The sequence below is a fragment of the Entomomonas sp. E2T0 genome (assembly GCF_025985425.1).
Lineage (GTDB): Bacteria > Pseudomonadota > Gammaproteobacteria > Pseudomonadales > Pseudomonadaceae > Entomomonas.
Map to the genome: position 1 here is coordinate 1,142,832 of NZ_CP094972.1, position 14,992 is coordinate 1,157,823.

Here is a 14,992-nt window from a genome sequence, read left to right on the forward strand (position 1 = left end):
GCAGTAGCTACTATCGCAAACCTCGCTGGATTTCATCCAACTCACGGATATATTTAAAGATTTTACGAGCAGCCGCAGGTGGTTTTTCTTTTGCAGCTTCTTGTTGGGCTTGGCGAATAAGTTGTCGTAAGTGCTGTCGGTCAGCTTCTGGATATTGACTAACAAAGTTTTCTAGAGCTGTATCACCCTCAGTAGCTAAGCGATCTCGCCATTGCTCAAGAGCGTGGAAACGCTCATTGTATTCACGGCTTGAGCTATCGATTTGTTCAAGAAAAGATTGAATAAAGTCGATATCTTGGTCACGTAATAATTTACCCACATATTGCATATGACGTTTATTAGCAATATTGGATTTATGTTTAGGCGCATCAGCCAATGCTTTGCGGAGCATATCGGTTAAAGGTAATAAAGCCAACTGATCTTGTTTAAGAGTGGTTAGTTTTCTACCCAAATCGACTAAGGCGTGCATTTCACGTTTTACTTGGGATTTGCTCTTTTCTTCATAAAGGGCATCATCAGAAGTATCAGACATAGTTATAAACTCATAATAAATAATGGTGAGTATGATAACAGATAGCTTGTTTATTATGAGAGTTTTTAAATGAGGAATAGTATGAATAGTGAAAATGGTGTAGGACCAGCAACTGTACCTGTTTTAGAAAAACAGGTAGAGCAAATTCTAGCAGAAGCTAAAAAACAAGGTGCCACAGCATGTGAGGTAGCAGTTTCTACTAGCCAGAGTTTAGCTGTTACTGTTCGTCAAAAAGAAGTGGAAACATTAGAGTTTAATAGAGATCAAGGTTTCGGTATTACTTTGTATGTAGGACAAAGAAAAGCTTCAGCAAGTACTACGGCTACTGATGCTAAAGCCATTCAAGAGACTGTAGCTGCTGCATTAGAAATTGCTAAGCATACTTCTGAAGATGATTGTGCAGGACTTGCAGAACCTGAGCAAATGGCAAAAGATTTACCTGATTTAGAGCTTTTTTACCCTTGGGATATCACACCAGAACAAGCGATTAATACATTACTTGAGTGTGAAGCGGCAGCATTCACTACAGATAAACGTATTACTAATGCTGATGGTACATCATTGAATACATGGAATGGTTGTAGAGTTTACGGAAATAGTAATGGTTTTATCGGTGGTTATGCCTCCACTAATCATAGTATAAGCTGTGTCATGATTGGTGAAGAGAATGGCCAAATGCAAAGGGATTATTGGTATGACGTTAAATTAGCAGGTGAACAACTAGAGTCTGCTACTGCTATAGGTAAAAAAGCAGCACACCGTACAATAGAACGACTAGGTGCTCGTACTATACCTACTTGTGAAGTGCCTGTAATTTTTGCAGCAGAAGTGGCCTCAGGGTTATTTGGTCATTTATTAGGGGCTATTTCTGGGGGGAGTATTTATCGTAAAACTTCTTTCTTAGAAGGTGCGATAGGAAAACAATTATTTCCTAGTTGGCTATCTATTACAGAAAAACCTCGTTTAAAAGCAACTTTAAATAGCACTAGTTTCGATGGCGATGGATTAGCCACGTATGACAAGTTGATTATTGATAAAGGTCAGTTGATGACTTATTTATTAAGTGTTTATTCTGGTCGTAAATTGGGCTTGCCTAGTACCGCAAATGCTGGCGGTTGCCATAATTTGTTTGTTTCGCATGGTGCAGATAATTTAATAGCATTGCTAAAACAAATGGGTAAAGGATTGTTAGTGACCGAATTAATGGGCAGTGGTATTAATATGGTGACAGGTGATTACTCACGAGGTGCTGCAGGTTTTTGGGTTGAAAATGGTGAAATTCAGTTTCCTGTACAAGAAGTAACTGTAGCCGGAAACTTAAAAGATATGTTTACCAAAATAGTAGCTATAGGTAACGATATAGACCCCCGCCGTAATATTAAAACAGGTTCTGTATTAATAGAAAAAATGGCTGTAGCTGGTAGTTAAACAAAATAAATAATTAATAAAATAGGTCAATAGAAATTGTAACTTATCTATTGTAAATCTTATATTTACAATAGATAATAATCTTATATGGATATCTGGTTTGGTGTTTTAAACCAAAGTTGTACAGTATTAATATTTTATGCAAATGTTTGCCTAGAGGGTGTTTGGAAGTTTAGGCGGTTTTTAAAAGGATGGTACTAAGGAAGTTCTGCATAAGATACCTTTAATCAAAAATTATATTTTTTTAAGAAGATATAAAAACTTTTAGAAAATTTTCCCTGTACCTATTTATACACTCTCTAGTCTAATTATTAATAATTTCTTGAAATGTTAAAGAAATATAGCTTATTAGCTGTGTAATGGATAAAGAGGCAATAAAATGAAGTTAAGAACTCTATGTATTGTTATTAATAGCTTGATTTTTTCTACAGGAAGTTATGCAACTGATTATACAACAAACACAACATTATCAAATAAATCTACAGATACAACAATAAATATTTCTAATGGTGCTCAGGTCAATATTGCAGGCAATGGTTCTGTTGAGGTTAATAATACAGATGTTAGTGGATCAGGTGCGGCAGATACTATTTTAATTGATAATGGTGGTATTAATTTAGGTACTGGCTCTAGTATTGGTGCTGATATCACTGCAACTACGCCAAATGATAATACGAACTTTTATAATAGAACAGTGGGTATCTATGTTCGATCAGACAGTGGTATGCAAACTACTAATACAGTAACTGCTGATGAGTTAACTATTACTATGGATGCCTCTAATAATGCAAATAGAACAGCTGCTGTTTATGGAATTTATACCGATAGAAATAATAATGGTAGTACCATAGAGTATAATTTGACAGGTGAAACAAGAATAGAGATTAAGAATAATAACACTTTTTCAGGAAATTCTGGTCAGTTAAATGGGATTGGTTTAACTAATAGTGCCAACGGAACAATAGATTTTTCAGCAGAACATTTAACAATTAATATCGATGACAATCATGACTCTGGCAATTATGTGGGTATGAAGTTTAAAAATAATACTTCTGCTGCAACGTCAAGTCTACATGCTGAATACAATATGGCAATGATTGAGATTAATGCGGATAATCAAATTGTTAATGGATTAGGTGTTTTTGTAAAAAATGCGGAAATAGAAAATTCAGCTGGAACACAAATTACCTTTAATTCTAAAGGGGATATTGCAACTACTACTAACTCATCTTTAAGTGATGATGAAGGTGTTCATGGTATTAAAGTGAATAATACAGGTAGTTTTGCAGGAAGTAATATAAGGGTCGATTTTTTAGCCGATGGTAATATAGGTGGTGGTACAACAGATACTATTGTTAATGGGGTCAATATTAATAATAACTCAACATTAACTAGTAATGATTTAAAGGTTAGTTTTAATGCACAACAGGCAATTTCCTCTGCTATTGGTATTAACGTGGATTCAGGCTCTGAATTAATAAATACAGGACTGATAACTATAACAATGGATGCAGCCAGTGAGCTTGTTGCTAAGGCCATTAATGTTGATGCTGGATCATTAGCTACTCGGGATACCATTATTCAAATAACAAGTGATACTAGCAATAGTAATGGGTTTAGCAAAGGGGTAAAAGGGATTGCTATAGATAATACAGGAAAAGTGGAGTTAGATGGATATACATCTATTACACTAGAACAACAAGCTAATAATAGTTCCATGGTCGGTGTGGATATTGCTGGGGCTGATAGTACATTAATTGGCAAAGACTATATATCTATTGAGTTGAAGAGCCAAACGAATACAGAAGAGGTGGTGGGTATTAATGTATCAGCTACTTCTTCTTCATCTACTATTAAGAACCTTGATTTAGATTTGAATGTTTTAGCAATTAGTTCCTCAGGTGAAGATGCAACAGGTGCTTATATTAGAACTACGGATGGATTATCAGATATTAAGACACAAAGTTTGCTGTTAAATTCTTCTTCTCCTCTGGGTAATGATGTACTAGCTATTGATGCCACTGGTGGTAAATTAGCCATTAATGTGGCAAATGATAGTCATGTTATTGGTGATATGAATGTTGCTAATATTGGAACGATAGTTGATTTTACTTCAAGCGGCATTACATATATTGAAAGTAATATTACAGCAGCCAATAGTGGTGAAATTAATTTAGATTTACAAAATGGCCAGCTAATAGGCAGTGCTTCAAATAGCTCAGGAGCAGGTAATATAGGATTAACATTATCTAATAATATGACTTGGGATATGACAGCAAGCTCTCAAGTTACAGATTTAGATTTATCTGATAGTACAATTAATTTTGTTCCTACGCTAGATAGCACCCTTATCACTAACTCGCTTCAATCAACTAATGGTGGTGGAAGTTTTAAGATGCATGTTGATATGGGAGCGCAAACAGGTGATAAGATAATTATAGGTGATTCTAGCTCACCGCTTACACAAGGTTCTTCAGATGGCGCGTATTCATTAGTTTTGACTAATAATGGTGCAGCGGCAACAACTGGTAATGAACTTTATGATGTAGTAGAAGATTACAGCCCAACAGCAAATGCAAACGCAACTTTTACTTCAAATACTGTTGAGCAGGGTGGTTTTCAATATGGTTTACGCACAACCGTAAATGGCCAAGGTGCTAAAGTTCACCAATTATATGCTCTAAATAGAAAATCTAGTTCAGCAGATGCGGCTATAAGCTTTTTAAATACTAATTATTTATTATCTTATATTGATTTACAAACTTTGTTCCAGCGAATGGGGGAGCTAAGAAGTAACCAAGGGCAAGAGGGTAATTTGTGGATTAGAAGTTATGCAGGTAAATTAAATTCATTTTCTACTAACCATGGATTACGTGGTTTTCATATGAACTATTCAGGTCTGCAATTAGGTATTGATAAACTGATTACTGGTAATAACGGTGATACATATGTTGGTTTAATGGCAGGCTATAGTGATGCAGACCCTCGTTATAGAAATAATGGTTCTGGTGGTGTTAGGGGTATCAATTTTGGTATGTATGGAACCTATATTGCTAATAATGGTTTTTATGTGGATGCTGTTGCAAAATATCATCGAATGAAAAATAACTTCTCAGTAAAAGATAGTTTGGGGGATAGTGTTAAAGGTAAAAGTAAGAGTGATGGTTACAGCCTTTCTCTAGAAGCAGGTAAGCGTTTTAATATTGAACAGACAGCTTTTTACTTAGAGCCTCAGGCACAGGTTGTTTATAGTCATCAACAAGGTGATAAAGTGAATGCGAGTAATGGCTTACGAGTAAAGTTAGGCAGTTATGACTCATTAATTGGTAGCACAAGGTTAGCGGTTGGTTATAATCTTGTAAAAGGGGATAGCCCAATTGATTTACAAGTAAAGAGCGGCTATGTGAGGGAGTTTAAAGGTAATACATCCTATCATTTGAATACTTATAAAGAAGACTATAAGTTTAGAGGTGGTTGGGTTGAAACCAGTGTTGGTGTATCAGCACAGCTTAATAAGCAACATAATATTTATGGTGAAGTAAGTTATGCTAATGGAAGTCGCTTTGATAAACGCCAAATTAATTTAGGTTATCGTTTCCAATTTTAATATTATTAAAAGGGAAGAGATTAAATATCTTCCCTTTTTTCTGTAAAGCTTATTTCTTCTCAGCCGCCAGTGCTGTTTTTACAGAAGGGCGTTCTTCCATATTTTTAATAAAATGGGTTAGATTGGCTAATGATGCCATTTCTAGATTCATTTTTTTAGCCCATGTAAGAATGGTATATAAATAGAAATCCGCAACATTGATTTGCTCACCTAGTAAAAAATCTTTATGGTTCAACTGGCTGTCAACATAAGCCAATTTCTTTTCTAATTGTTTACGGGTAGCTTGTTTTAAATCCTCTGGAAATTTTGGATTAAATAATGGGCTAAAGCCTTTATGTAATTCAGTAGCAATATAGTTAAGCCACTCTAAAGCTTCATAATATTTGAAATCAGTCTGTGGGGGCATTAAATGTTTGCTAGATGCATGGTTAGCTATATATTGAACAATCACAGCCCCTTCAGTTAATAAATTACCATTATCTAATAAAAGTGCAGGAACTTGTCCTTTAGGGTTAACTTTTAAATAGTCATCACCTTGCTCAGTTTTTTTAGTAGCGAGATCCACTCTTTCTAAATCAAAGTGAACTCCCGCTTCACAAAGTACCATATGAGGTGATAATGAGCAGGCACCTGGAGCATAAAAAAGTTTCATAATGTATTCCTTATATTTAAATATTAGAGACTGTTTTCACTATCTTGTTAAAATCAACTTAACATAAGGGAGCTTTTGATAAAAATAGCAAATTCGTCTTAGTGTAATAATAGATCAATTATAAGACGGGTTAGTTCCAGCAAATTGTAAATAGATATGATAATTACAAAACAATGGTTGGATAAGCTTGTTATCTTTGATACTTGGTGAGAAACAAAGTTATATGGAATTAATTTACCTTAATAGATAAGAGAGAGGTAAAATAGCTTCTTTTTAGTATTACTTAGGTTTATAGATAATGGCTGTTTCTTTCGTTCATTTACGTGTTCACACTGAATATTCACTGGTTGATGGTTTAGTAAGAGTGAAGCCACTGATTAAAGCAGCAACTGCCGCTAATATGCCAGCAGTAGCAGTAACTGATCAGAATAATTTATGCGCCTTAATTAAATTTTATAAAACTGCCAATAGTTCAGGGATTAAACCTATCTGTGGAGCTGACTTATGGGTAGCCAGTCGTTTTCCTGATGGGCCTGTGAGCCGTTTAACTTTATTGGTAATGAATGAGCAAGGCTATCGTAATTTAACAGAGCTTATTTCAAAAGGCTTTGAACAAGGCCAAAGTGAAGGAATGATCATAGTCGAGCGAGACTGGGTAAAGGTCGCAGCAGAAGGCTTAATTGCTTTATCAGGTGCAAGGGAAGGGGAAATAGGACAAGCTTTGTTATCTAATAACCCTAATGATGCCGATGAGTTATTAAAAGAATGGCTTAATTATTTTAAAGATAGTTTTTATTTAGAAGTACAACGTACTAATAGACCACAAGAAGAAGAATACCTCCATGCAGCGGTGGCTCTAGCTTCTCGACATGATGTGCCTTTGGTTGCTACCAATGATGTACGTTTTTTAACTGAAGAAGAGTTTGAAGCACATGAAACAAGAGTTTGTATTGGTGAGGGAAGGGTATTAGATGATTCAAAGCGACCACGTTTTTATAGTAATCAGCAATATTTAAAAACACCAGAGGAGATGGCTGAGTTATTTAGTGACTTGCCAGAGGCTTTAGAAAATACAGTTGAAATTGCCAAGCGTTGTAATATTAAAGTACAGTTAGGCAAGTATTTCTTACCTAATTATCCTGTGCCTGAAGGCATGACCATGGATGATTTTTTCCGTAAAGAGTCTTTGGATGGTTTAGAAGAAAGGTTAACGCATACCTTACCTAAAGATACACCTGATTACGATGCAAAAAAACAAGTGTATTTAGACCGTTTGAAATTTGAGTTAGATATTATTATTCAAATGGGTTTCCCTGGTTACTTCCTTATTGTGATGGACTTTATTAAATGGGCCAAGAATAATGGTGTGCCTGTAGGACCGGGTCGTGGTTCTGGGGCGGGTTCCTTAGTAGCGTATTCTTTAAAAATTACTGACCTTGACCCACTAGCGTATGATTTACTGTTTGAACGTTTTTTAAATCCAGAGCGGATCTCCATGCCTGACTTTGACGTGGATTTCTGTATGGATGGTCGTGACCGAGTGATTGACTATGTGGCTGAAACCTATGGTCGTAACGCAGTTAGTCAAATTATTACCTTTGGTACAATGGCTGCTAAGGGGGTTGTACGAGATGTGGCACGCGTGCAGGGTAAATCATATGGTTTAGCCGATCGATTATCAAAAATGATTCCTTTTGAAATAGGGATGACTTTACAGAAAGCTTATGAGCAAGAAGAAAACTTAAGGGATTTTCTGAAAAATGATGATGAAGCTGCCGAAATTTGGGAAATGTCCTTAAAGTTAGAAGGTATTACTCGTAATACAGGTAAGCATGCGGGAGGGGTGGTTATTGCACCTACTAAGTTAACGGATTTTTCTCCTGTACAATGTGATGAAGATGGCCATAATTTAGTCACGCAATATGATAAAGATGATGTTGAAGCAGCCGGTCTAGTCAAATTTGACTTTTTAGGGCTTAGAACATTAACCATTATTGATTGGGCAATAGCAACTATTAATCGTGAGCGTGCTAAGCAGGAGGAGCCTCCTCTAGATATCAACTTTATTCCTCTGGATGATGATAAAACCTATAAACTCTTACAACGAGCAGAAACAACAGCAGTGTTCCAGCTAGAGTCTAGAGGAATGAAAGAGCTGATTAAAAAGCTTAAACCTGACTGTTTAGAAGATATTATCGCATTGGTAGCATTATTTCGGCCTGGGCCATTGCAATCAGGAATGGTGGATGATTTTATAAACCGTAAACATGGTCGTGCAGAATTAGCTTTTCCCCATCCTGATTATCAATTGGAGAGCTTAAGATCTGTATTATCACCTACTTATGGCATTATCTTGTATCAAGAACAAGTAATGCAAATTGCACAAGTAATGGCAGGTTATACCCTTGGTGGTGCGGATATGTTGCGTCGAGCCATGGGTAAAAAGAAACCTGAAGAAATGGCAAAGCAACGCTCTGTTTTTTTAGAGGGTTCTGAGAAAAATGGTATTGATCAGGATTTGGCAGGCAATATTTTTGATTTGGTAGAAAAATTTGCTGGTTATGGCTTTAATAAGTCTCACTCTGCTGCTTATGGCCTAGTTTCCTACCAAACAGCTTGGTTAAAAACTCATTACCCTGCACCTTTTATGGCGGCTGTACTTTCTGCTGATATGCATAACACAGATAAAGTAGTTACGCTTATTGAAGAATGCCGCAGCATGAAGTTGCGTATAGATGCTCCAGATGTAAATGCTTCTGAATTTAAATTTACAGTAGGTGATGATCAGCGAATTATTTATGGCTTAGGTGCGATTAAAGGGGTTGGTGAAGGGCCTGTTGAAGCTATTGTAGAGGCTCGTCAAGCAGGACCATTTAAAGACTTATTTGATTTCTGTAAGCGGGTAGATTTAAAACGTATTAATAAACGTACCTTAGAAGCATTGATTCGCTCTGGAGCTTTAGATCGTTTAGGCCCTCATTACCATGATGAATTAAAGGCATATAAAGCCACGGTTGATAGAAATCGTGCAGTATTAGCTGCTGCAATGGATGATGCTATTCAAGCTGCTGAACAACAGGCAAGAAGTAAAGACAGCGGTCATATTGATTTATTTGCTGATTTATTTGTGGATGAGTCAACAGGGGATGTATATCAAGCCTACAAAAAAATTCGTGAACTATCGATTAAAGATCGTCTAAAAGGGGAGAAAGAAACTCTTGGTCTCTATTTAACAGGACACCCTATTGACGAGTATGAAGTAGAAGTACGTCGCTTTGCGAAACAGCGTATTGTTGACCTCAAACCCTCAAGAGATAGTCAAACTATTGCTGGACTTATTGTTAGCATGCGAGTGATGAAAAATAAGAAAGGCGATAAAATGGGTTTTATCGTACTAGATGATCGTTCAGGACGTATTGAAGCATCCTTATTTGCAGATGTTTTTAGTGAGTTTCAGGCTTTATTACAAACAGATGCTATGGTTGTTGTAGAGGGTGAAGTTAGTCATGATGATTTTTCTGGTGGACTAAGATTACGCGTTAAAAAAGTTCATAGTTTATTGGATGCACGAGTAAGTTTAGCAGAGAGTTTACGTATCTGTGTTAAACCAGAACAGTTAGCTATCGATAAACTAAATTGGTTAACCAGTTTATTACAACAACATAAAGGTAGTTGCCCAATCAGTTTAGATTATCAAAATGAGCAAGCAACAGCGTTATTAAAGTTAGGCAATGAGTGGCAAATTAAACCAGCTGATCAATTGATTCAGTTGCTAAGAGATCAATTTGGTAGAGATAATGTCTATTTGAATTATCGTTAATTAGTAGTGTTCAATCAGTAGGTTTTTTTATTTGTGAAATAGTGATGTGTGTAGGGATAATGTAGTGGAATTTTTTAAACGGCTAGATTGGTTTAATAAAGATAATATTGTAAAAGCTTTTCTTATTGGAATACTTTTACCAAATACTTTAATTTACCTTGTTGTTATTTTTATTGATATCAACATTACAAGATATCCTATAAATATAGACTATTTTTTACCTGTCATCTTATTAGCCTGTGCTAATAGGTATTTTAAAATTTTGGGTGGAATAACATTTATACTTTTCTTTTGTATAGATGCACTATTTATAATTTTACGATGTATTCCTTATCAAATTACACTGCCAGACTTTTTTTATTTATTGGCTTCTTTATTTAATGGCCCTCCAATTTTTAAGTATTATGCAGCTGGTGTATTAGTATTAGCTTTATTTCAGTTAGTTTTATTATGTTATTTCTCCACAAAAGCTAATATTAAATCATTATTTCTTATAATGTCCCTGTCATTCATATTAGGTATAGTGGTATCGCTATCTCTATATGTAAATATAATTAGCAGTCAGTCTTTTTACTTTATAAAGAATTATGAAAAAGTAATGAAGTTATCAGATGATGTTGTGTTACATCCAACAGACTTTGATAATGCTTCTAAGCCTTGGTTTGATAAACTTAGTAAAAATGAAAAATTAAGTCCTAAGTTATTGTTGGTGGTCAATGAGTCATGGGGGGTGCCTAAAAATTTAGAAGTACAACAAGATATATTGGCTAAATTAAAAGCCAAAAAGGATATTTTTGATTTCTTTAATGAAGGGGCTAGCTTGGCAGGAGATAATACAAGCTCTGGTGAGTTAAGAGAGCTTTGTGAGTCAAAAGTTTTCGGTTTAAGTAGCTTATTTGCAGCACATATATCCTATGGATATAAAAAGTGTTTGCCAAATCAATTAGTTAAGCAGGGGTATAATACAATATCACTACATGCATTATCTGATATTTTGTATGATCGTAAGCATTGGTACCCAATTGTTGGATTTAATGAAATTTATTTTGGGGGAGATATCGATTTACCAAAAGATAGTTTTGAGAATAGGGCTATTTTTGATCCAAGTTTAGTTCCATTTATTGCTGAAAAATTTGGGGATAATAAAAAGATATTTTTATATTGGCTAACATTAACAACACATTATAATTATCCAGAGAAAGAAATTAAAAATCATAGGTTTTCCTGTGAGAAATTTAATATCCCACGTGATATTGATACATGTCGTAATTTGATGTTACAAGCACAGTATTTTGATGCTCTTGCAGATTTGGTAAGTAAGCCCGAAATGGCAGGGGCTGAGGTGGTAGTAATAGGTGATCATAATCCATCATTCTTTATAGATAAGAATGGACAAAATATGAGTTATTTTGTTGAAAAAGAAGTGTATTGGATTCATTTTAAAGTAAAAGATAAAAAACAGTAATTATTTCATTATATTAATTAAGCGTTTATTGAAAATTTTTGTTAGCTAGCCAAGTTTTATATTTGGCTAGTTAATTATTACCATGATCCACTAGCGCCACCGCCACCAGATCGTCCACCACCAAAGCCTCCTCTTTTCTTATTGCCACTTAGTAGCAATTTGATAACAATTAATATTAAAAACCCTGCGATTGTAAAAAATATCCATCCCCACCCTTTTTTACCTGAGCGCATACAAGATATTGCTGCACCAATACAAAGAATAGCTAAAGCCGTTAATCCTAACTCCCAACGATAGAAGTAAAACCATGAAACTTGCTTAGTGACATTATTAATAACTGCTTGTGTTCCTTCATAAATACCTCTGCTATAGTCACCTGTTTTAAAAAAAGGTAGCATTTTTTCATCAATAACATCTTTCATTAATCCATTGTATTTAGAGGAATAGCCTAAGCCTAGCTCAATTCTTACCTTTCTATCTTGTTTAGAGACTAAAATCATTATGCCATCATTAGTCTCTTTATGGCCTACACCCCAAGTATTAAAAAAGTCAGTGGCAAATGGTTCAATAGTTGTGCCTGTATAGCCATAGTCAGCCATTGCATTAATAGTAACGACTACAATTTCTATGCCTGTTTGTTCTTCGACAGTTTCTAGTTGTCTTAATAAATTACTTTTATCTGTGGGATGGACTATATTGGCAAAATCATTAACATAATCATTGTTTGGTGATGGATATACTGTTTCAGCATAAACTGTTATATGGCAGAAAAGGGAACTAAAAATAATAATAAATAGTGGGCGAAGTAAATAGTTCATAAATTTCCTTGTTAAATGGTTATTCCATGACGAACTTATGATTTATGTATATAATCTATCATAATATAAATTTAATTGTTAATTAGCTGTTTAAGAGATGAAAAGTTATAATGGCTAATTAATTATGGTATTATTTTAACTAAGCGGGATGGTTATGAACCCAAATTTTCTTGACTTTGAACAGCCTATTGCCGATTTGATTGCTAAAATAGATGAATTACGTTTGGCACAAGATGGCAACTCTCAAAATATATCAGAAGCTATCGCCAATCTAGAAAAAGAAAAGCAAGAAAAAACAGTTAGCTTATTTAATAATTTGACCAGTTGGCAGATTACTCAGTTATCTCGTCATCCTAAACGTCCCTATACATTAGACTATATAAATCATTTATTTACTGAGTTTGAAGAGTTGCATGGTGATCGCCATTATGCAGATGATGAAGCAATTGTAGGTGGTGTGGCTCGTTTTGATGATAAGCCTATTGTGATAATAGGGCATCAAAAAGGACGTGACGTTAAAGAGAAGGTACGCCGTAACTTTGGTATGCCTCGTCCAGAAGGTTATCGTAAAGCATGTCGTTTAATGGAGCTGGCTGAGCGTTTTAAAATGCCTATTCTAACCTTTATTGATACACCAGGTGCTTATCCAGGCATTGGTGCAGAAGAACGTGGTCAAAGTGAAGCGATTGCTTGGAACTTACGAGTTATGTCACGTTTAAAAACACCTATTATTGCTACGGTAATTGGTGAGGGTGGTTCTGGTGGTGCTTTAGCCATTGGTGTGGGTGATCGTTTAAATATGTTGCAATACTCTATTTATTCAGTGATTTCACCAGAGGGTTGTGCCTCTATTCTTTGGAAAACAGCTGAAAAAGCACCTGATGCGGCTGAAGCTATGGGTGTAACTGCTGAGCGCTTAAAAGGCTTAAATATTGTTGATCAAGTAATTGCAGAGCCATTAGGTGGTGCGCACAGAGATTATGATATAACCGCTACTAATATTCGAACTGTATTAGCCAAACAATTGGCAGATTTGCAGAAGTTAACCACAGATGAGTTATTAGAGCAGCGCTATAAGCGCTTAATGGGATATGGTTTAGCTTAATTAAATTTGATTACTAAGTTAAGGGAATAAGTAAAAAAACAATAATTTTTTTTAAAAAATACTTGACAGCGACGGCATTTACAAGCAAAATGCCGCCTCACTTTGGAGGGGTTCCCGAGCGGCCAAAGGGATCAGACTGTAAATCTGACGTTTTCAACTTCGAAGGTTCGAATCCTTCCCCCTCCACCAGATTACTTTTGACAAGTAAGCGGGCATAGTTTAGTGGTAGAACCTCAGCCTTCCAAGCTGATGATGCGGGTTCGATTCCCGCTGCCCGCTCCATCTTTTATAATCTTGCTCATGTAGCTCAGTTGGTAGAGCACACCCTTGGTAAGGGTGAGGTCAGCGGTTCAAATCCGCTCATGAGCTCCATTGTGTAAGGATAAAACCTTTTCTGTTTCAACAAATATTTAATAAGAGAAAAATATTTTGGAAGGGGTTGCTTTTTGTTGGTTAAAGTAAGTATAATGTCCGGCCTTTTATTAGGCCAGTAGCTCAATTGGCAGAGCGACGGTCTCCAAAACCGTAGGTTGGGGGTTCGATTCCCTCCTGGCCTGCCAGTTTCCTAAATGATATAGGAACTGGTAATTTATTCTTACTTAAGGATCTTTTTAGATGAGTACCAAGGTTGAAACCCAAAGCTATCGTCTTGATCCCCTGAAATGGATCATTGTTACTATTCTCGTAGTGGCTGGTGTTGCGGGGAATTGGTATCTTGCATCTATTGATATATCTATATTTTATCGAGTTGTCGGTTTATTAGTTTTAGCAGCGTTAGCTATCTTTATTGGGTTGAAAACTCAAAAAGGTCAGATATTTTTTGGCTTGCTAAAATCAGCTCGTGCAGAAATTCGTAAAGTGGTTTGGCCTACCCGTCAAGAAACTAAGCAAACTACATTAATTGTAGTCGTGGTAGTGATTATTACTGCTTTAATATTGTGGGGTTTAGATACTCTATTTGGTTGGTTAGTTTCTTTAATTGTAGGGTAATGATTCATGGCTAAACGTTGGTATGTGGTACACGCCTATTCTGGCTATGAAAAGCATGTAATGCGTTCATTACAAGAGCGTGTTAAATTAGCTGGTAAAGAAGAAGAATTTGGTGAAATCTTAGTACCTACTGAAGAAGTAGTGGAAATGCGTAGTGGTCAAAAACGCAAAAGTGAGCGCAAATTCTTTCCAGGTTATGTTCTAGTGCAAATGGAAATGAATGATAGTACATGGCACTTAGTGAAAGATACACCTCGCGTGATGGGCTTTATTGGTGGTACAGCTGATAAACCAGCACCTATCACTGAAAGAGAGGCAGAAGCTATTTTGCAGCGTGTAGCTAATACAGGTGATAAGCCTAAACCAAGAACATTGTTTGAACCAGGTGAAACAGTTCGTGTGACTGATGGACCATTTGCTGATTTCAATGGTACTGTAGAAGAAGTAAACTACGAAAAAAGCCGTGTGCAAGTGGCTGTTTCTATTTTTGGGCGTTTAACGCCAGTTGAACTTGAGTTTGGTCAAGTCGAAAAAGTTTGATATTTAAAAATCTCTGTCCCCTTTATGGGGATAGA

10 protein-coding genes and 4 tRNA genes are annotated in these 14,992 nt (G+C 35.8%); 11 read left to right on the top strand and 3 right to left on the bottom strand.

All coding sequences use genetic code 11. The features are described 5' to 3' along the window. Positions 1–10: 10 nt before the first annotated feature. A complete protein-coding gene (gene yjgA, locus MTZ49_RS05580; RefSeq protein WP_264747370.1) occupies positions 11–532 on the bottom strand; it encodes a ribosome biogenesis factor YjgA in 522 nt (173 codons plus the stop codon). An 81-nt stretch (positions 533–613) separates the two neighbouring features. Here yjgA and pmbA point away from each other — a divergent pair, with 81 nt between their 5' ends. Together pmbA and MTZ49_RS05590 are read left to right on the top strand one after the other, a co-directional pair. Continuing rightward, positions 614–1,960, top strand: coding sequence for a metalloprotease PmbA (gene pmbA / locus MTZ49_RS05585; RefSeq protein WP_264747371.1), 1,347 nt, complete (start codon positions 614–616; stop codon positions 1,958–1,960). A gap of 379 nt (positions 1,961–2,339) precedes the next feature. Next, positions 2,340–5,567, top strand: coding sequence for an autotransporter outer membrane beta-barrel domain-containing protein (locus MTZ49_RS05590; protein ID WP_264747372.1), 3,228 nt, complete (start codon positions 2,340–2,342; stop codon positions 5,565–5,567). 49 nt (positions 5,568–5,616) lie between these two features. On the opposite strand, the gene gstA is transcribed toward MTZ49_RS05590, so the two are convergent. Next, a complete protein-coding gene (gene gstA / locus MTZ49_RS05595; RefSeq protein WP_264747373.1) occupies positions 5,617–6,219 on the bottom strand; it encodes a glutathione transferase GstA in 603 nt (200 codons plus the stop codon). Positions 6,220–6,517: 298 nt separating this feature from the next. On the opposite strand from gstA, the gene dnaE reads away from it, so the two are divergent. Both dnaE and MTZ49_RS05605 read left to right on the top strand, forming a co-directional pair. After that, positions 6,518–10,039, top strand: coding sequence for a DNA polymerase III subunit alpha (gene dnaE / locus MTZ49_RS05600; RefSeq protein ID WP_264747374.1), 3,522 nt, complete (start codon positions 6,518–6,520; stop codon positions 10,037–10,039). 64 nt (positions 10,040–10,103) lie between these two features. After that, positions 10,104–11,504, top strand: coding sequence for a sulfatase-like hydrolase/transferase (locus MTZ49_RS05605; RefSeq protein WP_264747375.1), 1,401 nt, complete (start codon positions 10,104–10,106; stop codon positions 11,502–11,504). Between the two features lie 77 nt (positions 11,505–11,581). On the opposite strand, the gene MTZ49_RS05610 is transcribed toward MTZ49_RS05605, so the two are convergent. Continuing rightward, complete coding sequence (locus MTZ49_RS05610; protein ID WP_264747376.1) at positions 11,582–12,322, bottom strand: TPM domain-containing protein; 741 nt, start codon at positions 12,320–12,322, stop codon at positions 11,582–11,584. Positions 12,323–12,476: 154 nt separating this feature from the next. On the opposite strand from MTZ49_RS05610, the gene MTZ49_RS05615 reads away from it, so the two are divergent. The 7 genes from MTZ49_RS05615 (at position 12,477) to nusG (ending at position 14,957) form a co-directional block, all read left to right on the top strand. Next, positions 12,477–13,427 carry an acetyl-CoA carboxylase carboxyltransferase subunit alpha gene (locus tag MTZ49_RS05615; RefSeq protein WP_264747377.1) on the top strand — a complete coding sequence of 317 codons (951 nt, stop codon included), beginning with the start codon at positions 12,477–12,479 and terminating at the stop codon, positions 13,425–13,427. A gap of 104 nt (positions 13,428–13,531) precedes the next feature. Next, positions 13,532–13,616: transfer RNA gene (locus tag MTZ49_RS05620), tRNA-Tyr, on the top strand. Positions 13,617–13,635: 19 nt separating this feature from the next. Then, positions 13,636–13,709: transfer RNA gene (locus tag MTZ49_RS05625), tRNA-Gly, on the top strand. 14 nt (positions 13,710–13,723) lie between these two features. Further along, positions 13,724–13,799, top strand: a tRNA-Thr gene (locus tag MTZ49_RS05630). Between the two features lie 112 nt (positions 13,800–13,911). Continuing rightward, positions 13,912–13,987, top strand: a tRNA-Trp gene (locus tag MTZ49_RS05635). Positions 13,988–14,042: 55 nt separating this feature from the next. After that, complete coding sequence (gene secE / locus MTZ49_RS05640) at positions 14,043–14,417, top strand: preprotein translocase subunit SecE (protein ID WP_264747378.1); 375 nt, start codon at positions 14,043–14,045, stop codon at positions 14,415–14,417. 6 nt (positions 14,418–14,423) lie between these two features. After that, positions 14,424–14,957 carry a transcription termination/antitermination protein NusG gene (gene nusG, locus MTZ49_RS05645; protein ID WP_201091871.1) on the top strand — a complete coding sequence of 178 codons (534 nt, stop codon included), beginning with the start codon at positions 14,424–14,426 and terminating at the stop codon, positions 14,955–14,957. The last annotated feature ends 35 nt before the right edge of the window (positions 14,958–14,992 follow it).